18 protein-coding genes are annotated in these 21572 nt (G+C 51.5%); 16 read left to right on the top strand and 2 right to left on the bottom strand.

Going from position 1 to position 21572, the window contains the following annotated elements:
* The first annotated feature begins 85 nt into the window (after positions 1–85).
* The 13 genes from pilM to fdhF all read left to right on the top strand — a co-directional run bounded on the left by pilM (position 86) and on the right by fdhF (position 16027).
* Entirely contained in the window at positions 86–1066 is a 981-nt protein-coding gene (gene pilM / locus ACZ5R2_RS03480; protein WP_464901057.1) for a pilus assembly protein PilM, read from the top strand.
* Entirely contained in the window at positions 1053–1628 is a 576-nt protein-coding gene (locus ACZ5R2_RS03485) for a PilN domain-containing protein (RefSeq protein WP_464901058.1), read from the top strand. Before pilM ends, ACZ5R2_RS03485 begins: the two co-directional genes overlap by 14 nt.
* Positions 1621–2226 (top strand): type IV pilus inner membrane component PilO, encoded by a 606-nt coding sequence (locus tag ACZ5R2_RS03490; protein ID WP_464901059.1) that lies wholly within the window; start codon positions 1621–1623, stop codon positions 2224–2226. The genes ACZ5R2_RS03485 and ACZ5R2_RS03490 overlap by 8 nt, the downstream gene beginning before the upstream one ends.
* Positions 2213–2761 carry a pilus assembly protein PilP gene (locus ACZ5R2_RS03495; protein ID WP_464901060.1) on the top strand — a complete coding sequence of 183 codons (549 nt, stop codon included), beginning with the start codon at positions 2213–2215 and terminating at the stop codon, positions 2759–2761. The genes ACZ5R2_RS03490 and ACZ5R2_RS03495 overlap by 14 nt, the downstream gene beginning before the upstream one ends.
* A gap of 32 nt (positions 2762–2793) precedes the next feature.
* Positions 2794–4434 carry a type IV pilus secretin PilQ gene (locus tag ACZ5R2_RS03500; RefSeq protein WP_464902299.1) on the top strand — a complete coding sequence of 547 codons (1641 nt, stop codon included), beginning with the start codon at positions 2794–2796 and terminating at the stop codon, positions 4432–4434.
* A gap of 206 nt (positions 4435–4640) precedes the next feature.
* Complete coding sequence (aroK, locus tag ACZ5R2_RS03505; RefSeq protein ID WP_438459880.1) at positions 4641–5159, top strand: shikimate kinase AroK; 519 nt, start codon at positions 4641–4643, stop codon at positions 5157–5159.
* Positions 5160–5187: 28 nt separating this feature from the next.
* The gene (gene aroB / locus ACZ5R2_RS03510) at positions 5188–6288 is read left to right on the top strand and encodes a 3-dehydroquinate synthase (RefSeq protein WP_464901061.1); all 1101 of its coding nucleotides are present in this window, start codon (positions 5188–5190) and stop codon (positions 6286–6288) included.
* A 36-nt stretch (positions 6289–6324) separates the two neighbouring features.
* Positions 6325–7779: an AAA family ATPase gene (locus ACZ5R2_RS03515; protein ID WP_464901062.1), complete on the top strand. Its 1455-nt coding sequence runs from the start codon at positions 6325–6327 to the stop codon at positions 7777–7779.
* A 72-nt stretch (positions 7780–7851) separates the two neighbouring features.
* Positions 7852–8682, top strand: coding sequence for a Dam family site-specific DNA-(adenine-N6)-methyltransferase (locus ACZ5R2_RS03520; RefSeq protein WP_464901063.1), 831 nt, complete (start codon positions 7852–7854; stop codon positions 8680–8682).
* A gap of 76 nt (positions 8683–8758) precedes the next feature.
* Positions 8759–9430, top strand: a complete 672-nt coding sequence (rpe, locus tag ACZ5R2_RS03525) for a ribulose-phosphate 3-epimerase (RefSeq protein ID WP_464901064.1) — start codon at positions 8759–8761, stop codon at positions 9428–9430.
* 50 nt (positions 9431–9480) lie between these two features.
* On the top strand, positions 9481–10161 hold the full coding sequence (locus tag ACZ5R2_RS03530; RefSeq protein WP_464901065.1) for a phosphoglycolate phosphatase: 681 nt from the start codon (positions 9481–9483) through the stop codon (positions 10159–10161).
* 116 nt (positions 10162–10277) lie between these two features.
* The gene (gene trpS / locus ACZ5R2_RS03535) at positions 10278–11294 is read left to right on the top strand and encodes a tryptophan--tRNA ligase (protein WP_464901066.1); all 1017 of its coding nucleotides are present in this window, start codon (positions 10278–10280) and stop codon (positions 11292–11294) included.
* Positions 11295–11803: 509 nt separating this feature from the next.
* Positions 11804–16027 (top strand): formate dehydrogenase subunit alpha, encoded by a 4224-nt coding sequence (gene fdhF, locus ACZ5R2_RS03540; RefSeq protein WP_464901067.1) that lies wholly within the window; start codon positions 11804–11806, stop codon positions 16025–16027.
* A 150-nt stretch (positions 16028–16177) separates the two neighbouring features.
* Here fdhF and ACZ5R2_RS03545 read toward each other — a convergent pair whose 3' ends face one another.
* Together ACZ5R2_RS03545 and epmB are read right to left on the bottom strand one after the other, a co-directional pair.
* Positions 16178–17500 carry an anaerobic C4-dicarboxylate transporter gene (locus tag ACZ5R2_RS03545; RefSeq protein ID WP_464901068.1) on the bottom strand — a complete coding sequence of 441 codons (1323 nt, stop codon included), beginning with the start codon at positions 17498–17500 and terminating at the stop codon, positions 16178–16180.
* A 627-nt stretch (positions 17501–18127) separates the two neighbouring features.
* Positions 18128–19150: an EF-P beta-lysylation protein EpmB gene (epmB, locus tag ACZ5R2_RS03550; protein ID WP_464901069.1), complete on the bottom strand. Its 1023-nt coding sequence runs from the start codon at positions 19148–19150 to the stop codon at positions 18128–18130.
* A gap of 34 nt (positions 19151–19184) precedes the next feature.
* Between epmB and efp the strand changes: the two genes are divergently transcribed.
* From efp to rraA, 3 genes are all read left to right on the top strand, one after another.
* Positions 19185–19751 carry an elongation factor P gene (gene efp, locus ACZ5R2_RS03555; protein WP_438459890.1) on the top strand — a complete coding sequence of 189 codons (567 nt, stop codon included), beginning with the start codon at positions 19185–19187 and terminating at the stop codon, positions 19749–19751.
* Between the two features lie 250 nt (positions 19752–20001).
* Positions 20002–20940 carry a 1,4-dihydroxy-2-naphthoate polyprenyltransferase gene (locus ACZ5R2_RS03560; protein WP_464901070.1) on the top strand — a complete coding sequence of 313 codons (939 nt, stop codon included), beginning with the start codon at positions 20002–20004 and terminating at the stop codon, positions 20938–20940.
* Between the two features lie 69 nt (positions 20941–21009).
* Entirely contained in the window at positions 21010–21531 is a 522-nt protein-coding gene (gene rraA / locus ACZ5R2_RS03565; protein ID WP_464901071.1) for a ribonuclease E activity regulator RraA, read from the top strand.
* Positions 21532–21572: the final 41 nt, after the last annotated feature.

Here is a 21572-nt window from a genome sequence, read left to right on the forward strand (position 1 = left end):
TAAAAAAAGCTCATGGCTAATTATCGCTTAAATCTGCAGCAAATGAAAAAAAAGATTGCTGCTTTTATCGAGGGAGCTTTCTACTATGGGTATTCCACAGCTCACGGGCATCGATTTTGGTCGCTATAGTATCAAGGCAGTGGTTGTAAAGCCCGCAAAACACCACTGCACCATTCTAGCGTGCCATGAGTTAACTGTGGAGGAGGCGTTATTTTGCGCTAACCACGAGCTGAAGTATCAAGACAGTGTCAATAAACTCAAACAACTGAACAAAAAACTACCAGGTTTTCGTCGTTATGCAGCGATCCCACTACCCAGTCATGCGGTGATTTGCAAGCCAGTCAGCTTGGATATCGCCACCGACAGCGCTGGGCGTGAGGCCTTAATAGCCGACCAGTTTGCTGCCCAATCGCCCTGTCATATCAGTGAGCTTTACCTCGATTACGTTGCCCAGCCTAGCGGGCTTGAGGTCAAAGAGTCTTATCAGGTTTATGCCACCAAGCGACATCTAGTCGACAACCGCACCGAGATTGTAAAGGCGGCAGGGCTTCGCCCGCTGGTGGTGGATACCCAAGCTCATGCCTTGTTACAAATCTGGTCCCTTGCCGCCGCCATGCACAGTAACAAGCGCTGGTTACTGGTGGACATCGGTATTAGCCAAGCGATTGTTTGCGCTGCGCCAGAGGACGGACAACAGATAGTGCAGGTGGTGCACTTTTCTATTGTACAGCCACAAACTTCCGATGCATCGTCACCAACTTATGCGAATGCCTCTAACCATGTTGATGCGAGCTTTGCTGAGTTACTGGATAAGCTGGCATCTTTGATGGTACGGATTGCCTCCAGTACTCCAGAGAGGATCGAGGGGCTTTGGTTGACAGGGGGCAATGCCGTCGAGCTGATGCAAGCGATTCAAGTCCGTATCAACCTGCCAGTTGAGTGTTTGGATCTTGGTGGCCTTATCAAGACGAGGTGTCAGCCAGTCGCGAGTTATTATGCTACCGCCTTAGGAGCTGCGCTGGGAGCATGGCGATGGCTGGAGGCACACTCTGATGAGCACGATTAATCTATTACCCTGGCGTGAGCAGCGCCGCCGAGCCCATCAGCAGCGATTTTGGCTGGTGTTGGTGTTTGGTGTGCTGGCTGCGATTGCGCTGCAGTGGGCGACCAGTGGTTACCTTATTTTGCTTGTGGATACTCAGCAGGCCCAAGTGAGCAGTCTTGAGCAGCGCAGTATTGCCGTGGATAAGCAGCTTAAGCAGTTAGCTGAACTCAAACAGCAGCACTCCGCGTTGATGAGCGAGTCTCATTTGCTGGAGCACAAGGTACAACGGCGAGCTATTGTCACCCAGTGGATGAATCTATTACCCCAATTGGTGCCTGATGCCGTGTATTTGGATACGGTGCGCCTTAAAGGTAATCAAATCAGCATCAGTGGCTTTAGCGATAGTACTTCGGCGATTGCCTCAATGCTCGAGAATATCGAGCGCAGTGAGGTATGCGCCTCGGTCAAGGTACACTCTATCGCTCATCAAAGGCGTTATGGCCTTGCGGGGCAGCGCTTTCAATTATCGATTCAGTTAGCCCCGTTCCAATCATCTTATCTGGGGAGTCAGCCAGATGCCTGATCTGCGAGAGTGGGAGTTAGAAGATATCCTCGACTGGTCGTTCCGCGCCCAGCTTGGTGTGGTGGTGGGGGTGATGCTGATAGTTCAGGTGATTGGCTCGATTTGGGTTCAATACGCACACTATCAGCAGTGGTCAGCGCTTAAGCTACGTCAGCAGTCACTTGAGCATACACTCAGTGTCAAAGGCGCACGCGTGTCGGCGCTAGCGAGGCAGCAAGCCGTGAATCAGCAAGCGCAGCAGCGTTATCGTCAGTTGTTTGATTTGCTCAGTCAACCGGTTGAATTGGCGACCATTGTAGCCGATATCCATTCCCACGGTCAGCGTTTTGCCCTGAGCTTTACTCACTTGGAGTGGGGAGATAAGCAAGCAATTGAGGGGATGACGCGAGTACCTGTGAATATTCACTTATCTGGGGCGTATCATGCCATTGGTCAATTCAGTGAGGCACTAGCGCACCTACCCTATGTAATCAGTATTGAGCAGGTCAGTTGGCAGCGCCTAACCTCTGATAGTGATTTGGTGGAGCTGCAGTTGCAAGCCTTTACTTATCAAAAGCTAACCTATCAAGAACAACAGGAGGTCAATGATGCAAATTAGTGTCCGGCACTTATTGGCGTCCGTGAGCCCGTTCTTATTGTTGCCGAAGTCGATGCTGTCGACTTTGCTCGTTGTTAGCTTCTATTTTCAATCTCAAACTGAGCTTACGGCGAGCCAACGAATGCCGCAAGAGCCGACAGAAGGGCCAAGTCGACTGAGTTATTTGGGAATAGGTTACATAGCCTCAGATTTACGCCAGCCATTTACGCTGCCAGCTCATACCACTCCTGAACCAACAGTCAGCGAGAGTGTCAGTCAACCCTGTTCTCCAAGTGATAGCAAGCAAGTCAAAGGGCAAGGCCAGGGTGCAGGGCTTCTACTGCGTGGTGTGCTCGGAACCGCGCAGCACCGGATTGCATTACTACAAACCTTGGATGGCAAGAGCTTACAAGTCAGAGAGGGTGATCGGCTGGACGCACAGGGCAGTATGGTGGCAAGGGTCATGTCTAATCGCGTTGAGATAGCGCAGGTGAGCCGCGACCAGCATGGCTGCATTCAGACACGCAAGTTAACTCTGACTCTGGAGCAAAGATGAGTAGGCACAGGTTTTCTCCGTTTTTACTCGTCATGCTATTGGCGATAATCATTGGCATTGCTTGGGTGGGTGTGGCGAATGCCAATACTCAGAGCAATTCAGTGTCGGCTAATCAATTGTTGGGCGTCGACTTTCAACTGACGGCGCAGCACCAGGCACTGGTTAAGGTGGCACTGGCCAATCCCAATGTTGCACTTGATGTATCACCCAGAGAGCGAGAGTTAAAGATCACCTTGTTCGACACCAGTGTGGCGGATTCGATGCTTAATCTTTTTGATGTGACGGACTTTGCTACCTTGGTCGAGAGTATTGAGGTGATGCGCCTTGAGCGCCAGACGCAGTTGGTGATTAGGGTCAGCGAGTCGTTTGAGTTTGAGCATCAATTAGCTAAGTCCGGGCTTGAGGTGGTTTTATGGCGCGCCCCAGTCAATGCGATGCAGCGGCTTGGCAATCAGGAGATCTCGCTTAACTTTCAGCACATTGCGGTGCGTGATTTGCTGCAGATGATCGCTGACTACAACAATTTTAACCTGGTGGTATCGGATGCGGTTGAGGGGCATTTAACCCTGCGCCTAGAGAGCGTGCCTTGGCAGCAGGTGCTGGATATTGTCTTGCAAGCCAAAGGACTCGATAAGCGTCTTGAGGGTAATGTGATGTTGGTGGCGCCCGTAGCCGAGCTGGCCGAGACTCGCCAGGCAAGGGCGATGGGGGCGTTGGTCTCGCGGGTGTTTGCGATCAACTTTGCCAGCGCTTCGGATGTGGCACAGGTGATCTCAGCGCAAGGCGAACAGGGTTTGCTGTCACCGCGTGGCTCGGTGACGGTCGATCAGCGCACCAACTCGCTGCTGGTGCGTGATGTGGCGGTGAATCTGGATGAGATAGAGGCCATCGTCACCGCGTTGGATATACCGGTTAAGCAGGTGCAGATTGAGGCGCGAATTGTCTCCATCAGTGAGGGGAACCTTGATGAGCTTGGGGTAAGATGGGGGCTGCGTGCGGTGGGTGACAATTATAAAGTGGGGGCGACAATTGAGGGCAATCAGGGTGATATTTTGGATGTTGACCGTGCCTTGGATGAGCTATTGAATGTCAACTTAGCGGTGAGCGCGGCAAGCGCCTCATCGATTGCCTTTCAGGTGGCTAAGCTTGGCTCAGATACCTTACTTGATTTAGAGCTTTCCGCTTTGCAGCGTGAGTCTAAGGCGGAGATCATCTCCAGCCCGAGACTGCTCACCACCAATAAGACGCCGGCGTATATAGAGCAGGGCACAGAGATCCCCTATTTGGAAGCCGCATCCAGCGGTGCGACCAGTGTGTCGTTTAAGAAAGCGGTACTCAGCCTTGAGGTAACGCCACAGATCACGCCTGATAATCGTCTGGTCCTGGATTTGAGCGTCACGCAAGACCGTCCCGGTGAGGTGGTCAAAACCGGCACCGGCGAGGCGGTGGCGATTAACACCCAGCGCATCGGTACTCAGGTTTTGGTCGAAGATGGTGAAACCGTTGTGTTGGGTGGCATCTATCAACACAGTGTGTCTGATGCGACAGAGAAAGTGCCCCTGCTTGGGGATATCCCCTTGTTCGGGGCTCTGTTTCGTCGCACCTATCAGCAATTGGGCAAAAGTGAATTGCTGATTTTTGTCACGCCTAAAGTAGTGCCGCAAGCCAAATAACCGTCACGTAACTAGACTCTGCCGACGATAATTTATCATCACATCAAAAATAAATTTGCATTACTGGCACCTTATCTAGATAATTTCGGGTCTTATCACGTCTGTCTGTGAGGAATTGGTGCTACAAGAGGGCGCTTTGCAACCCAGCTATTTCTGGGGTTCTTGTAGCGATGTCATTGATTTAAAAGTTGTAAGTTACTGCTAACATGGCTGAAAAACGAAACATTTTTCTTGTTGGTCCTATGGGCGCGGGCAAAAGCACAATTGGCCGCCACCTAGCTCAACAATTACACATGGAGTTTATTGACTCCGACACGGTTATCGAAGAACGCACTGGTGCGGACATCGCATGGGTTTTTGATGTTGAAGGCGAAGACGGTTTCCGCAAGCGCGAAGAAACAGTGATCAACGATCTAACTCAAGAGCAAGGTATTGTGCTTGCGACTGGTGGCGGCTCTGTACTTAGCAAAGAGAACCGTAATCGTCTTTCTGCTCGCGGTCTTGTTGTTTACCTAGAAACGACGATCGAAAAGCAGCTAGCCCGTACGAATCGCGACAAGAAGCGTCCACTGCTTCAAACGGATGACCCGCGTGAAGTACTTGTATCGCTAGCGGACGAGCGCAACCCACTTTATGAAGAAGTCGCTGACTATACCGTGCGTACTGATGATCAAAGTGCAAAAGTGGTAGCCAACCAGATCGTAAAAATGCTAGAAGAACGTTAATACGTTTTATTTTTAGCGGAGACAAACCATGGAACGGATTACGGTCGAGTTGGGCGAACGAAGCTACCCAATCTCTATTGGTGCCGGATTATTTGATGATCCGGCTCACTTCTCTTTCCTTTCAGGTCAAAAATCATCAGTGCAGAAAGTGGTGGTGATCAGCAACGTCACGGTTGCGCCTCTCTATGCAGAGACCATTTTGACCAACCTTAAACAGCAAGGCTGCGATGCCGCGTTGCTGACCCTGCCTGATGGTGAGCAATACAAAAATCTCGAGACCTTTAACCAAGTGATGGACTTCTTTATCGAGGGTAACTATGCCCGCGATGTGGTGGTTGTCGCGCTCGGTGGCGGTGTGATCGGTGATTTGGTTGGCTTTGCCTCAGCGTGTTACCAGCGTGGGGTGGACTTTGTCCAGATCCCAACCACCTTGCTCTCGCAAGTGGACTCTTCGGTGGGCGGTAAAACCGCCGTGAACCACCCGCTGGGTAAGAACATGATCGGCGCCTTCTATCAACCGCAAGCGGTGATCATCGACACCAACTGCCTCAAAACCCTGCCAGCGCGTGAGTTTGCGGCCGGTATGGCTGAGGTGATCAAATACGGCATCATCTACGATGGTGAGTTTTTCACTTGGCTGGAAGACAACCTTGATGCGCTGTATGCCCTGGATGAGCAAGCACTGACTTACGCGATAGCCCGCTGCTGTCAAATCAAAGCCGAGGTTGTGGCGCAAGATGAGAAAGAGTCGGGCATTCGTGCGCTGCTCAATCTTGGTCACACCTTTGGTCACGCGATTGAGGCTGAGCTCGGTTACGGTGAGTGGCTGCACGGTGAAGCGGTCTCTGCTGGCACTGTGATGGCGGCGAAAACGGCGCTGATGCAAGGCATGATTGAGCCGGCTGACTTTGAGCGTATGCTGGTGCTACTCAAGCGCGCTCAGCTTCCGGTGCAAACGCCAGATTCAATGACTTTTGCGGATTTTATGACCCATATGATGCGCGATAAAAAGGTCCTTGCAGGGCAGTTGCGTCTGGTGCTACCAACCTCGGTGGGTAGCGCACAAGTGGTCAAAGGCACCCCTGAAGACGTGCTGCGCGAGGCGATAGATTTCTGTCGTCAGGTGTAGTAATACCCGTTATAGTGATCGTGAGGTGACACGGCGATGAGCAATGCCCGAGTATTGGAGTTGGACTCGCAGCAAGAACTGCTCGAACGCCTGTCACTATTAACCCGCTTCGGTTCAAATCTGGTGGTGGTTGGCGGGCATGCCGGCTGTGGTAAGTCGTGGCTAAGCCAGCGCTTTTTAGAGCAGTATGCCGATGAGCAAAATCAGTCGCTGCTGCTATGCCATCCCAATCAAACCGAGCAACAGCATCGCACAACGATAGTTGAGCAGTGGTTTCCAGGTCATGGCTTGTATACTAATCAGAGCCTGACTGAAAACCTTGAGCGCATTCTCGATGGTGAGCGGTGTCAGCTACTCTTAGTGGTAGATGACGCGCATCTGCTGTCAGACCAACTGCTTAGCGAATTATGGCTGCTCAATGTCGCGGCCAATCAGCGCTATGCGTGGTCAGTAAATATCGTCTTGATGGTCAGCGAGGGCAGCGTCAATCCACTGCTCAGAAGGCTGAGTTTTGGGCAAGAGCTCAAGCCCGTTGAGATGGATATTGAGCCGCTTGACGAACACGAAGCGGAGCGATTTTTTGAATTTTTGGTTATGCGCTACGTTGAGCTGGATATGGAAAAGCAGGTTCGACGGTCATTTGCAACAGTGACACGATATCCAGGAGAGATTATGGCACTCGCAGAGCAGAAAAAAGAGACAAGGGTGATCGTGCGTTCTATCGTCGGCTCACCGATGTGGCTAGCACTGATCGTACTGATCGTCTTACTGTTGATTGGTGGGGGCTATTGGTGGCTTAACCAGCAAGCAACGCCGGATGAGAACCGCCAGCGGATCGAGTCCATGCTTGAGCAGACCGTGATCCCAACCCTACCAAGAACACGCACGGCCCCGACCAGCGAGCCAACCGAAGATCCACTCTACTCACAAGCTACCGATGACAGCTCGGCGCTGCCGCCTGAGATCACCAGCCAAACCGCGACCGTGGGAGTGGACGATAGCGATCGCCGTGTGGTGATCACCGCCGATGTGGTGGATGCCTTGCTCGATGAGAGCGCGACTGCCGAGTCGATTCCGCAGATGCAACAACTTGAGCAACTAGTGATCCAAGATATTGCGCCGCCGCCAACGATGGAGATGCGCGAACTCACTGAGACAGCGCCGCCAACACCCCCCACTCAGATTAACTTCTCTTTTGCCCGTGAGGAGCTATTGGCTTTCTCGCCGCGCAGTTACACAGTGCAGATCGCGGCATTGACTAGCCTTGAAGACGTGCAGGCCTTTCTCGATGAGCATCAGGTCGAGGGTGAGGTGCGTGTTTACCCAACCGAGCGCAGCCAGGTCACTTGGTATATCGTCACTTACGAGAATTACCCATCGATTCAAGCTGCGCGCGAGGCGATTGCAACGCTACCGGGCGATATCAAAGAGCTGGGCCCGTGGGCCAAGGCGATGACTCAGGTGCATCGTGAAATCGAGGCCGCAAACTAAGTTACTTGCACGGGTAAATGTGATACATTCCGCAGCCTAATTTTTCGAGTCAAGAAAACAGCAGAGCAGTAGATGAAAAAGCAGCGTGCCTTTTTGAAATGGGCTGGTGGAAAATACGGTTTGGTTGAAGACATTCAACGTCACTTGCCAGAGGCGCGCAAGCTGGTGGAGCCGTTTGTTGGCGCAGGCTCTGTGTTTCTCAATACCGATTACGATCAGTACCTGCTGGCGGACATCAACCCCGATCTCATCAATCTGTATAACCTGCTTAAAGACGATGCCGAGGAGTATATCTCTGAGGCCAAGCGCTGGTTTACCCCGGAGCACAATCGCAAAGAGGTTTACCTCGATATCCGCGCGCAGTTTAACCAGACTGACGATGTGATGTATCGCTCGCTGGCATTTCTGTACATGAACCGCTTTGGTTTTAATGGCTTGTGCCGTTATAACAAAAAGGGCGGCTTTAATGTGCCGTTTGGCTCGTACAAAAAACCGTACTTCCCTGAGCAAGAGCTAGAGTTCTTCGCTGAAAAAGCCAAGAAAGCGACCTTTGTTTGTGAGGGCTACGTAGATACCTTTAAGCGCGCTCGTAAAGGCTGCGTGGTGTATTGCGATCCGCCTTATGCGCCGCTATCGAATACCGCGAATTTCACCTCTTATGCGGGCAATGGCTTTAGCTTAGATGACCAAGCCGCGCTGGCGGATATCTCTGAGCGCACCGCCTTTGAACGCGAAATCCCGGTGCTGATCTCCAACCACGACACTACGCTGACGCGCCGTTTGTACCATGGGGCGAACCTCAACGTAGTCAAAGTAAAGCGCACCATCAGCCGTAATGGCGCCGGGCGTAATAAGGTTGATGAGCTGTTAGCCTTGTACGATCCCGCCAAACCAGTCAATTAAACGTTTGCGTAACCGGATCTGGGTTAGGTAGAATGGCGCGCAACTCATAACCGCCGTCACTTCACCGAGGTCCGAAATGAAAGATTTCCTAATTGCCCCTTCCATCCTATCTGCTGACTTTGCTCGTTTGGGCGAAGACGTTGATAAAGTACTGGCCGCGGGCGCTGACGTTGTTCACTTCGATGTGATGGACAACCACTATGTGCCTAACCTGACCTTCGGTGCGCCAGTGTGTAAAGCGCTGCGCGACTACGGCATTACTGCGCCTATCGATGTACATCTTATGGTTAAACCGGTTGATCGCATAATCCCTGATTTTGCCAAAGCGGGCGCGTCGATGATCACCTTCCATATCGAAGCCTCTGAGCACGTTGACCGCACCTTGCAACTAATCAAAGAGCACGGCTGTAAGGCGGGTGTGGTACTCAATCCTGCAACGCCACTGAGCCACCTTGAATACATCATGGATAAAGTCGATATGATCCTGCTGATGTCGGTGAACCCAGGCTTTGGTGGTCAGTCATTTATCCCGAATACGCTGGACAAGCTGCGCGCAGTGCGCAAGTTGATCGATGAGTCGGGTCGCGATATTCGTCTTGAGATCGATGGCGGCGTGAAAGTGGATAACATCAAAGAGATCGCAGAAGCGGGCGCGGATATGTTTGTTGCTGGCTCGGCGATCTTCAGCCAGCCAGATTACAAGCAAGTGATCGACCAGATGCGCAGCGAGCTAGCGCAAGTTAACTAATTGCCTGTCTCTGGCTGGCGCCAGAGACGCCTAACATTCAAGGACTGTGAATGAATAACATCAAGCTGATTGCTTTTGATCTCGATGGCACCTTGCTCGACAGCGTGCCAGACTTGGCGGTGGCGGCAGACCAAGCCGTGCAGGCGCTGGGCTTTCCCGCGGTAAGCGAGGCGCAGGTGCGTGATTATGTTGGCAATGGCGCTGACGTGCTCATCGGCCGTGCGCTGAGCCAGAGCTTAACGGTTAATCCTGAGCTTAGCCCAGAGTTGCGTGCCAAGGCGCGCACCTTGTTTGATGATTTCTATCAGCAAACGGGGCACAAGCTGAGCCACTTGTACGCTGCGGTGACTGAGACGTTGGAAGTCTTGCATCAAGCAGGGATAACCCTAGCGCTGGTGACCAACAAGCCATCGAAGTTTGTCCCAGATGTGCTGGCTAAGCATGACATCGATAAGTACTTTAGCGATGTGATTGGCGGCGACACCTTTGCTGAGAAAAAGCCTAATCCAATCGCGCTTAACTGGCTGATGGATAAGCATCAAGTCACCCCAGAGCAGATGCTGATGGTCGGCGACTCGAAAAACGACATTCTTGCCGCGCAGAACGCTGGCTGTTACTCGTTTGGCCTGACTTATGGCTACAACCATGGTGAGCCAATCAGCAACAATAACCCACACTATGTGGCGGACTCAGTGGCGGAGATTGTCGACTTGGTTTTAGTTTCGGCTTAATGTCGAAAAAACGACTAGCAAAATACTCGTTAATAAGTACACTGGCATAACCGTGTGGGTAAAACTCACGCGGTTTTTTCATTTTATTAGATTAAGAAGTCAAAGGAATTATTCCCATGAGCAAACCCATTGTATTGAGTGGTGTTCAACCATCAGGTGAACTAAGTATCGGTAACTACTTGGGTGCTCTTCGTCAATGGCAACAGATGCAAGATGATTACGATTGCCAATACTGTGTCGTCGACCTTCACGCGGTAACGGTTCGTCAAGACCCGAAAGCCCTGCATGAAGCGACCCTCGACGCACTTGCTATCTGTCTTGCGGTTGGTGTTGATCCTAAAAAGAGCACGCTATTTGTTCAGTCACATGTACCAGAGCACGCTCAGCTAGGTTGGCTTCTTAACTGCTACACCCAGATGGGTGAGTTGAACCGCATGACGCAGTTCAAAGACAAATCTCAGCGCTACGCGAATGACGTCAACGTGGGTCTGTATGATTACCCAGTATTGATGGCGGCGGACATCCTACTTTACGGCGCACACCAAGTGCCAGTGGGCAGCGATCAGAAGCAGCACCTTGAACTAGCGCGTGATATCGCGACCCGCTTTAACAACATCTACAGCCCAGAAACGCCAATCTTCGAGGTACCAGAGCCGTACATTCCAACTGTGAATGCGCGTGTGATGAGCCTGCAAGATGCGACCAAGAAGATGTCAAAGTCGGATGATAACCGTAAGAACGTGATCACCCTGTTAGAGGAGCCAAAGTCGATCATCAAGAAGATCAACAAGGCGCAAACCGACACTGAGACACCACCACGCATAGCCAACGATTGGGAAAACAAAGCGGGCATCTCAAACCTAATGGGTCTGTACTCTGCGGCGACAGGCATGAGCTTTGACGAAATCGAAGCCAAGTACCAAGGCGTTGAGATGTACGGCCCATTCAAGAAAGACGTTGGCCAGGCACTGGTTGAAATGCTAGAGCCAATTCAAGCCGAATACCGCCGCGTACGTGAAGATCGCGCGTTCCTAGACGCCGTGATGAAAGAAGGCGCAGAGAAAGCGTCAGCTCGCGCGGCAGAGACGCTGAAGAAAGCGTATGCTGCTGTGGGCTTTGTAGCTCGCCCTTAGTTGCCCTTCGGGCAGAGGCGAGAGGCGAGGACGCTGCGCTCGAGAGGCGAGTATTTTGAGCGCGCTGTGATGCCATCGATCTCCTAAGCACTATTTCATGACAATTAAGGCCCCAATGCCGAAGGCATTGGGGCCTTTTACATCTAGACCAATAACAAGCACGTCGAGTTCTGAGCATTAGGCCTTCCAACGCGCTCGAACCTGTCTCGCCTCTCGCCTCTGCCCCAAGGCATAAGATAGTTTTTACCTATCAAACCAACAGGCACAGCAAATTTGTCATGCCTGATTATGTCGCTATTCTGTCGTGGTTTTTATGGGAATTATCCTCTTTTATGGTCAATGTGAGACAGATAGCTCCTACCAGTGAATTAATTGTCTGACAATTGAGCATTATTGATAAATCCATAGTAAGATTGTGGAATTGGATAAACCTCCCCATGTCAAGGTTTGTCCGCACGAATAATAAAAAAGCTTGTTGAACTGAGCGTTAGAGTGCTTAGGAGGCACCTATGATCCAAATTGTCATTGATGGCAAATATCGAGTAGTAGAAGAAGGACTTACACTACTGGAAGCAGCAAAGGTATGTGGAGTCGACATTCCCTCATTGTGTGGATTGAACAAGAGCAATGAGAAAGTACCTTGTGACCTGTGTGTTGTCGAAGTAGAAAGCGGGGGCGTGAAGCGCTCTTGTGAACTGAATGTTTACGATGGTTTGAGTGTTGTGACACACTCAGACTATTTACGCGATCATCGCCGTAAGGCGCTCAATCGCATTATGACCGACCACTACGCTGATTGTGAGGCGCCGTGTAAGACTGCGTGTCCGGCGGGGGTCGATATACAATCCTATCTGTATCATATTGCTCAAAACGATCATCAAAAAGCCATCGAGGTGATCAAGCGCACTTTACCGATGCCGCTGTCGATTGGACGGGTGTGTCCAGCGTTTTGTGAAACCGAATGTCGCCGTGGTGTGGTGGATGACTCGATAGCGATTCGTCAGCTTAAGCGCCATGCGGCGGATGCGGATCTTGATGCTCAAGAAGCCTACGTGCCAGCAAAGAAAGCTGATAAAGGTAAGCGCGTGGCGGTTGTCGGTGGTGGTCCTGGTGGTCTGACGGCGGGTTACTATCTGTCGAACGAGGGCTATGAGGTCACGGTGTTTGAATCGATGCCGAAAGCGGGCGGTTGGCTGCGCTACGGTATTCCAGAGTACCGCCTGCCAAAGAGCATTCTCGACAAAGAGATTGAGTTGATGTGCCGCAATGGCATGACTATCGAGTGTGATAAAAAGCTCGGTGAAGACTTTACCCTGTCGTCGCTCAGCAATGAGTTTGATGCGGTGTGTCTGGCGGTTGGTGCCTCGAAAGCGGTTGAGATGAATTACACCGGTAGTGATCTCGATGGTTGTTACCTTGGGGTTGATTACCTTAAAGACTACGTTACCGAGAAAAACTACACCACCGGCAAGAAAGTCGCCGTAATTGGTGGTGGTAATACCGCGATTGACTGTGCACGCACCGCCGTGCGTGATGGTGCGGAGACCACGCTTATCTATCGTCGTACTCGCGCAGAGATGCCTGCGGAAGATTACGAGATTGAAGAAGCAGAGCATGAAGGGGTGAAGTTTCACTTCTTGACTAATCCTGCTGAGAACCTTGCCGATGAGAGTGGCCGTGTAAATGCAATCCGTCTTGAGAAGATGGAGCTGGGACCGGCGGATGCCTCCGGTCGTCGCAGCCCGAAAGCCACTGGTGAGTTCTTTACCGAAGCGTTTGATACTGTGATTGCGGCGGTCTCGCAAAAGCCAGATTTGAGCTTTATGGATGATGAAGCGCTGCAGATCCCTCTAACGCGCTGGAACACCGCTGACGTTAACCCAGACACCCTACATACGGGCACGGGGAATATCTTCAGTATCGGTGATTTTCGTCGTGGCCCTGCCACGGCCGTTGAGGCGGTGGCTGATGGTCGCGTGGTAGCTCAAGCGATTGATCGCTTCTTTAATGGCGATATGGATCAGATCCCAGTGATGCCATTTAACGCCCGCAAAGGCGAGAACGTTAAGCAGGTTGATCCGCAGCAGTTTGAACACCTACAGAAAGTCGCGCGCAAGATCATGCCGGAGCTGACCAGCGCGCAGCGAGAGCAGAGCTTCGCCGAGGTAGAGCTTGGCTTTGATAACGCCGAGGCCATGGCTGAGGCGGCGCGCTGCCTTGAGTGTGGCTGCCAGGCGAACACCGCCTGTGAGCTGCGTGACTACTCGACCGAGTATGGCGCACAGCAATCCTTCGAAGGCGCAGTGACAATCCAATCCGATGCTGACTGGCAAGTGGTGCGCAACAGCGACGCGCGTCAGAAGTTTGCGGTGGATACTAGCTCAGAGTTTATCGTCTTTGATGCCAACCGCTGTATCAGTTGTGGTCAGTGTGTTCAGGCGTGTCGAGAGAAATCTGTGCATGGTGTTTTGAGCTTTATGACCAACCAAGACGGTCGTCCGGCGTCACGTCCTGAGTGTCGTCCAAACTTTGGTCCAAATCAGACCCTGATGGGTGACTCAGCGTGTGTTCAGTGTGGTGCGTGTATCCAGGTGTGTCCAACAGGCGCAATGATCGATGGCCGCGATCGCGCACAAGGGCGTATCGAAGAGCTTAAGGTGGTTGACACCATTTGTACTTACTGTGGCGTGGGCTGTAAGCTCAGTATGCATGTTGACGAAGCGGCAAATAAGATCCGTTACGTCAAAGGCGGCGACTCACCAGTTAACGAGGGCATGCTGTGTGTTAAAGGTCGCTTTGGCTTCGACTTTATCGGTAGCGAAGAGCGTCTGACCACACCGCTGATCCGCAAGGATGGTTGGCTGCAGCCAGCGAGTTGGGAAGAGGCGATCAATCTGATTGCGACTAAGTTTACGTCCATCAAGCAAAGCTTTGGTAGTGGCGCTCTGGCCGGTTTCTCTTCGGCTAAGACCACCAACGAAGACAACTATGTGTTCCAGAAGTTTATGCGTCGCGAGCTGGGCACCAATAACATCGACCACTGTGCGCGTCTGTGTCACTCATCGACCGTGACTGGCCTTGAGGCCTCGATTGGTAGTGGCGCGATGACCAACGATATCCCGAGCATCAAGCACTCAGACGTGATCTTTGTGATTGGCTCTGATACCACCGCAGCGCACCCGATCATTGCCTCGCATATCAAGCAAGCGATCCGTCATGGCGGTGCTCGTCTGGTGGTGGCCGATCCTAAGCGTATTGAGCTGGCGGATCACGCTGAGCTGTATATGTCGCAGCGACCTGGCACGGACGTGATGCTGATCAACGGCATCATGCAGCAGATCATCAAAAACGGCTGGCATGATATGGAGTACATCGAAGATCGTGTCGATGGCTTTGATACGCTGCTGCAAGAGGTGATGTCGCCAAACTACGCGCTGGATAAAGTTGAGCTCGTGACTGGTGTGAAAGCCGATGACATCTATGCGATGGCGCGCCTGATTGGTACCGCTGAGCGTACCGCGGTTTACTACGCGATGGGCATTACTCAGCACACCACAGGGCACGATAACGTGCGCTCGATTGCGAACCTGCAGCTTTTGTGTGGCAACATTGGTGTTGAGGGTGGCGGTATCAACCCGCTACGTGGCCAATCTAACGTACAAGGTGCGTGTGATATGGGCGCGCTGCCAAACAACTACCCCGGTTATCAGAAGGTGTATAACCCACTGGTGCAGCAGAAGTTTGCCTATGAGTGGGATGCGCCGAATCTGCCGACCGAGCCGGGCTTGACCCTGACTGAGATCATTGACTCTGCGTGCAAGCGTGAAGTGCGCGGTTTGTATGTGATGGGGGAAAACCCGATACTGAGTGACCCTGACCAAACCCACGTAATTGAGGGTATTGAGGCGCTGGATTTCTTGGTGGTGCAGGACATCTTCCTCACTGAGACGGCGCAATACGCGGACGTGGTGCTGCCGTCGTGCTCTTTTGCTGAGAAAGCCGGGCACTTTACCAATACCGAGCGCCGCGTGCAGCGTCTCAACCCTGTGGTTAACCCACCTGGGCAGGCGCGTGAAGATTGGCTGATCATCCAAGATATCGCCAAAGCGATGGGCGGCGACTGGGATTACCAGCACATCAGCGAGATCACCAATGAGATCACGCGAGTGACGCCGCAGTACGCAGGCTTGCGCTGGGAAGCGATCCCAACCGATGGCATGCAGTGGCCGAGCAACAAGAACAACCCGGAAGGCACACGCATCATGCACCGCACCCAGTTTACCCGTGGACGTGGTCAGATGGAGGCCATCCCGTTCCGATACGCGGCTGAGCTGCCTGATGCTGAGTACCCAACGATTCTAACCACAGGCCGTATGCTTGAGCAGTTCCACACCGGTACCATGACGCGCAAAACCAAGGGTTTAGACAAGCTTGCTGGCCCACGTGTGATGATCAGTGTCACGGACGCTGAAGCGATGGGTATTGGCAACGGTGAGATGCTCACTTTGACTACCCGTCGTGGCTCAATTGATATTGCCGCGTTCGTCACTAAGCGTATTCAGCCTGGCGTGGTATTCATCCCATTCCACTTCGCTGAATCACCGGCCAACCGTCTGACTAATACTGCTAAGGATCCGCACGCTAAGATCCCTGAGTTTAAGGTTGCCGCGGTTCGGGTGGAGAAGAGTCGAGAGTCGAGAGGCGAGAAGCGAGAAGAAGCCGCCGCACGCTGATGTTTTGATGTGTATCTGTAGATTGCATCGTTAGCTTTTCGTTCAGAAAATCAAAAGCGCCGTACTCCGGCGCTTTTTTCTTAAGGGCGAATAACAAGTGCTTTTTCCTCGCCTCTCGCAGGGCAACGCCCGATCTCGCCTCTCGAATCTCTAATTAATGGTCATAGAAATCAGATACCCTACCGTAGTCGCCGTAACCACCCCAATAAACCCAGGCAGCAAGAAGCTGTGGTTGAGGACGTATTTGCCAATTTGGGTGGTGCCTGAGCGGTCGAAAGAGATTGCTGCGAGGTCGCTTGGGTAGAACGGGAAGAAGAAATAGGCGTAACAGGCTGGGAGTACACCAATAAGGACAGGGGCTGGGATACCCATTGCAAAGCCGAGGGGTAACATGATGGTCAGTACTGCGGCTTGGCTTTTGAGGAAGATTGATACCACAAACATGGCGATGGCGAAGGTCCATGGGTACGCGGCGACTAAGTCGCTCACCAAGCTTATTAGATAAGGCTTGTGGAAGCCGATAATGGTGTCACTCATCCAGGCGATACCAAAGATGATGATCACGGCTGTCATCCCGGCGATAAACACATTGCTGTGGACGATTTTTTTCGGCTCGACCTTAGTTACCAGCAAGATGATCGCACCGACGGACAGCATCAAGAACTGGATTGCGACCGACATATTGACGCCATCGGGCAGTAGTGACAGATCTTTACCAAACATAGCGACAAAGATCACCGTCGCGATACCCGCAAGGAAGATCATTAAGCCGCGTTTTGCGGTTGGCGCAACGCCATCATTGCCCTCATCACCCTCTTCGATATCGATCAACTGCGCTTTGAACTCAGGATCTTTGCAGCGCTCAAGAAACTCTGGATCTTGCTCGAGTTCTTTACCGCGCTTGAGGCTCCACAAACAGCCGGTTAACACCCCAATCAAGGTCGCCGGAATGGTTACCATCAATACGTTCACTAGGCTAATATCTAGGTTATTATCGGCGGCTGTGGCCATGACTACCGCCGCTGCGGCCGCAATTGGACTGGCCGTGATGCCCATTTGTGAGGCAATGGTGGCCATGGCCATTGGGCGTTCGGGGCGAATGCCTTTTTTATACGCCACATCGTAGATCACTGGCAGAAGGGGATATACTGAGTGTCCCGTACCAACCAATACGGTCAGTGAGTAGGTACACAGAGGGCCGAGGAAGACAATCTGGCTTGGATGCTTACGCAGCAGGCGCTCAGCAAAGCGTACCAAGAGTTTGAGACCACCTGTGGCCTCTAGAGTTGCAGAAGCGGCAACGACCGCAAGAATGATCAGCATCACGCTGATTGGTGGGGTGCCCGGAGCAATACCAAAAACGAAGGCTAGAATAGAGACGCCAAGGCCACCGAGTAGGCCAAAGGCGATCCCACCATGTCGGATACCGATAAAGATCACGGTAAGCAACAACAGCATGTGTACGTAAAACATAATCGTATCTCCAATGAGGTTACATGGGTATATAAGGGAAAGATTTATCGTAACGAAATTGATGTGCTGCTAATGTGAACTAAATGCCTTATTTATATTCGCTTTTTGTCTACAGACTGCTTCATTGTGTTGGGTCAAAGTTGCTCTCTAAGGGTCAAAAAATCGGCGGTTTTTGTGAGGTGTGCCACTTGCAGAGCTTTTAGGACATGGGTGGTAAAAAGGTGTTTAAGCTGTACGCTTGTGTTTGGTGTACAGCGATATGGGCTTTTGGGCTACGACAACCCAAAGCTCAAAAGGCTGCGCAAGATAGATTAATGAGCGCATAATTAGGTATTAGAAATACCAAGACAGGTGTTTGTGTACAGCACTAAGGGCTTTTGGGTTACGGTAACCTAAAGCTCACAGAGCTGCTTGAGAAAGCTTAATGAGCGCAAAATTAGGTAATAGAAATACCAAGATTAGCGTTTGTGTGCAGCGATAAGAGCTTTTGGGCTATGGCAACCCAAAGCTCAAAAAGCTGCTCGAGATAGCTTAATGAAGGTAAAATTAGGTATTAGAAATGCTAAGGTTGGCGTTTGTGTACAGCGATATCAGCTTTTAGGTTACGGTAACCCAAAGCTCGAAAAGCTACTCAAGGTGCAAATCGAGCGGGGTTTTACTCTTCTTACCACTCTGTTCACGGGTGAGTCTCGGTACCAAATAACCCGACACCTGCTCAATCAGACCGGCAATGATCTGACGTGCGCGCTCATCACTGACATAGAAGTGCGCAGCGCCCTGCACCTTATCGAGCACATGCAGGTAATAGGGTAAGATCCCAGCCTCAAACAGGCGATTGCTCAGGGCAATTTGGCTCGCAACATCATCATTGACCCCCTTGAGCAGCACGCCTTGATTGAGAAGAGTCACGCCACAGCGTTTGAGCGCAGTCATGGCAGCCATCACCTCAGTATCAATCTCATTGGCATGGTTAATATGAGTGACAAGCACCACTTGTAGGCGAGTGGTGGCGAGTGGTTCGCACAGCGCTTGAGTCACACGAGCGGGCAGCACAATAGGCAGTCGCGAGTGAATGCGCAGGCGCGTGATGTGGGGGATCTGACTGATCTGCTCGATCAACCACTTTAGTTCATGATCCTTGGCCATCAGAGGGTCGCCGCCAGAGAGGATCACCTCGTTGAGCTCGCTATGCGCTTGAATATACTCGAGACTCTGTTGCCAAACCGACTTGCTGCCCTTGTTATCCTCGTAGGGGAAGTGGCGACGAAAACAATAACGACAGTTAACTGCGCAGCCACCCTTTACGATCATCAGCACGCGATTGCGGTATTTATGTAGCAGGCCTGGTTGCTGATTATCTTGCTCCCCAAGAGGATCAACAACATAACCCGCGGGCTGTTCAAACTCTTCAATAACCGGCAGCACTTGGCGTAAAAGCGGGTCGTTGACGTTGCCTTTTTCCATTCTTTCAACAAAACTCAAAGGCACGCGCTGAGCAAACAGCGACCGTGCGGCAAAGCCTGACTGCCAGTCTTGTTGATCAATTTCGAGGTATTCAAGCAGTTTATGAGGATCCGAGATCCCATTAGCTAGCTGTTTGAGCCAGTTTTGCTCAACAGAATCGACTTTTCGGGTTATGATGTGCGGCATTAAATTTAACTCGAAGAATGGTAAAGAGGAAAAAATGGCTACTGTTAGCACGAATGAATTCAAAGGCGGTCTTAAAATTATGCTTGATAATGAGCCTTGTGTCATTCTCGAAAACGAGTATGTAAAACCAGGTAAAGGTCAGGCATTCAACCGCGTTAAAATCCGTAAGCTGCTTTCTGGTAAAACTCTAGAGAAAACCTTCAAGTCTGGTGAGACGGTTGAAGTGGCTGACGTTCTAGATACTGATCTTGACTACCTATACAACGATGGTGAGTTCTTCCACTTCATGAACGCAGAAACCTTCGAGCAGATCGCGGCTGATGCAAAAGCGGTTGGTGAGAATGCGAAGTGGTTGGTTGAGAACAACACTTGTATGCTAACTCTTTGGAACGGTAACCCAATCGTTGTAACACCACCAAACTTCGTAGAGCTTGAAGTCACCGAAACAGACCCAGGCCTAAAAGGTGATACGCAAGGTACAGGCGGTAAACCTGCAACGCTAACCACTGGCGCAGTTGTTCGTGTTCCTCTATTTATCCAGATCGGTGAAGTGATCAAAGTAGACACGCGTACGGGTGAGTACGTAGGTCGCGTTAAGTAACTTAACACTTAACGCAGGGGCGAGGACGTTGCACTGCGGGTTACACTTCATTCCGAGGAGAGGTGATTCGTGGGCATAGTAAGTACTTGCTCTACTAAAAGTTTTAAAAAAAGGTCGCTTTTTAGCGGCCTTTTTTTTAGGCTCGGAGAGCGAATTGTGCATTGTATCGAGGAGTGAGGAATTCACCACGTGCGTCGAACTCCTCGCTACCCGCTCCTCGATACTCGCCTCCTAATTTATGGATAGATACATGACTCAAACATCGTCACCTAAAACTCTCTCTGTTTGGCTAAGTGCGGCGCGGCCGAAGACCTTGCCGCTTGCCTTGACGGCCATTATTACCGCCAGTGCGCTGGCCTGGAGTCATGGTGCCTTTTCATGGTCGGTGGCGCTGCTAGCGCTATTGACTGCCACCTTGCTGCAGATCTTGTCAAACCTTGCCAATGACTACGGCGATGCAGAGAAGGGCACGGATAATGAGCAACGCATTGGACCGATGCGTGCAATTCAGTCTGGTGCCGTAAGTCTTGGGGCAATGCGCAAAGCCATCATCATTAACGTAATTCTTACCATCATTAGCGGCAGCGCCTTGGTCACGGTGTCGTTAGAGTCTTTACAGAATGTATTGCTGTTTTTGACCTTAGGTGGGCTGGCGATTGCTGCCGCGATTGCCTACACGGTTGGGGCAAAGCCCTATGGTTATATCGGCTTGGGTGATATGGCCGTCTTTGTCTTCTTTGGGCTACTTGGCGTGTTGGGCACGTACTTTCTCCATACCGGTGAGCTGACTTTAATCACGCTACTGCCCGCGATTGGCTGTGGTTTGCTCTCGGTTGGGGTGCTAAACGTCAACAATATGCGTGATATTGAGAACGACGCTGTGTGTGGAAAACGTACCCTCGCTGTGAGGCTGGGTCTTGCTGGCGCTAAGCGCTATCACTACCAAGTCGTCCTGATTGGCTTTGCCTGTTTGATGATCACCAACCAATTGCTTGGGGCACCGTTATGGTTGATGCTGCTGTGGCTGGTAGCATTACTGGCTGTGCGTGGCCACCTGCTGGCTGTGAAGCGAGCTGTAAAGCCTATGGAGCTTGCTCCGCAACTGCCACAGATAGTTAAGTGTGCCCTGATTGCCAATTTAGTTTTTGTACTAGTGACTATTTTAAGCCTAATTGTGAGCTCGAATTAGCCCTGTCATTGCAATGACTTGTTGAGACGATATACTCGAATGTAGCCTTTTTGAGAGGAGAGAACTGCAATGGAATACAACACTTCAGCTCTTTGTGATATTTACCAAGACCAAGTCGACGTGGTCGAGCCCATGTTTACCAACTTTGGCGGTCGAGCGTCGTTTGCCGGTCAGATCACCACTGTTAAGTGCTTTGAGGACAATGGTCTGATCCGTGAGGTGCTTGAGCAAGACGGCCTGGGGCGCGTGCTGCTGGTTGATGGTGGTGGCTCACTACGCAGAGCCTTGGTGGATGCCGAAATCGCGACATTAGCCGAGGAGAATGAGTGGGAAGGGATTGTCATCTATGGCTGCGTTCGTGAGGTTGATGAGCTGGAAGATATGAATATCGGTATTCATGCCCTGGCTTCTATTCCGGTTGGCTCAGTGGTTCAGAGTATCGGTGAGGTCGATGTTGCGGTTAACTTTGGTGGCGTGACCTATCTACCTGAAGATTACCTGTATGCCGATAACACCGGCATTATCCTCTCTCAAGAGCCCTTAGACATCGAGCTTGAAATCGATGAGGGAGAAGAGGGCAGCGAGCAATAGTGCTTGTTTGACTCGCCGAGTGCTCTCCAGCGCTCGGCATT

It is taken from the genome of Vibrio sabulosilitoris (assembly GCF_055391395.1).

Bases quoted from the DNA above. Each gene is read 5' to 3' on its own strand.
- ACZ5R2_RS03545 (WP_464901068.1), bottom strand. From the start codon at position 17,500: ATGTTTTACGTACACATGCTGTTGTTGCTTACCGTGATCTTTATCGGT.
- ACZ5R2_RS03520 (WP_464901063.1), top strand. From the start codon at position 7,852: ATGAAAAAGCAGCGTGCCTTTTTGAAATGGGCTGGTGGAAAATACGGT.
- ACZ5R2_RS03530 (WP_464901065.1), top strand. From the start codon at position 9,481: ATGAATAACATCAAGCTGATTGCTTTTGATCTCGATGGCACCTTGCTC.
- efp (WP_438459890.1), top strand. From the start codon at position 19,185: ATGGCTACTGTTAGCACGAATGAATTCAAAGGCGGTCTTAAAATTATG.
- ACZ5R2_RS03515 (WP_464901062.1), top strand. From the start codon at position 6,325: ATGAGCAATGCCCGAGTATTGGAGTTGGACTCGCAGCAAGAACTGCTC.
- epmB (WP_464901069.1), bottom strand. From the start codon at position 19,150: ATGCCGCACATCATAACCCGAAAAGTCGATTCTGTTGAGCAAAACTGG.
- rraA (WP_464901071.1), top strand. From the start codon at position 21,010: ATGGAATACAACACTTCAGCTCTTTGTGATATTTACCAAGACCAAGTC.
- ACZ5R2_RS03485 (WP_464901058.1), top strand. From the start codon at position 1,053: ATGAGCACGATTAATCTATTACCCTGGCGTGAGCAGCGCCGCCGAGCC.
- ACZ5R2_RS03500 (WP_464902299.1), top strand. From the start codon at position 2,794: ATGCTATTGGCGATAATCATTGGCATTGCTTGGGTGGGTGTGGCGAAT.
- aroK (WP_438459880.1), top strand. From the start codon at position 4,641: ATGGCTGAAAAACGAAACATTTTTCTTGTTGGTCCTATGGGCGCGGGC.
- ACZ5R2_RS03560 (WP_464901070.1), top strand. From the start codon at position 20,002: ATGACTCAAACATCGTCACCTAAAACTCTCTCTGTTTGGCTAAGTGCG.
- ACZ5R2_RS03495 (WP_464901060.1), top strand. From the start codon at position 2,213: ATGATGCAAATTAGTGTCCGGCACTTATTGGCGTCCGTGAGCCCGTTC.
- ACZ5R2_RS03490 (WP_464901059.1), top strand. From the start codon at position 1,621: ATGCCTGATCTGCGAGAGTGGGAGTTAGAAGATATCCTCGACTGGTCG.
- aroB (WP_464901061.1), top strand. From the start codon at position 5,188: ATGGAACGGATTACGGTCGAGTTGGGCGAACGAAGCTACCCAATCTCT.
- pilM (WP_464901057.1), top strand. From the start codon at position 86: ATGGGTATTCCACAGCTCACGGGCATCGATTTTGGTCGCTATAGTATC.
- trpS (WP_464901066.1), top strand. From the start codon at position 10,278: ATGAGCAAACCCATTGTATTGAGTGGTGTTCAACCATCAGGTGAACTA.
- fdhF (WP_464901067.1), top strand. From the start codon at position 11,804: ATGATCCAAATTGTCATTGATGGCAAATATCGAGTAGTAGAAGAAGGA.
- rpe (WP_464901064.1), top strand. From the start codon at position 8,759: ATGAAAGATTTCCTAATTGCCCCTTCCATCCTATCTGCTGACTTTGCT.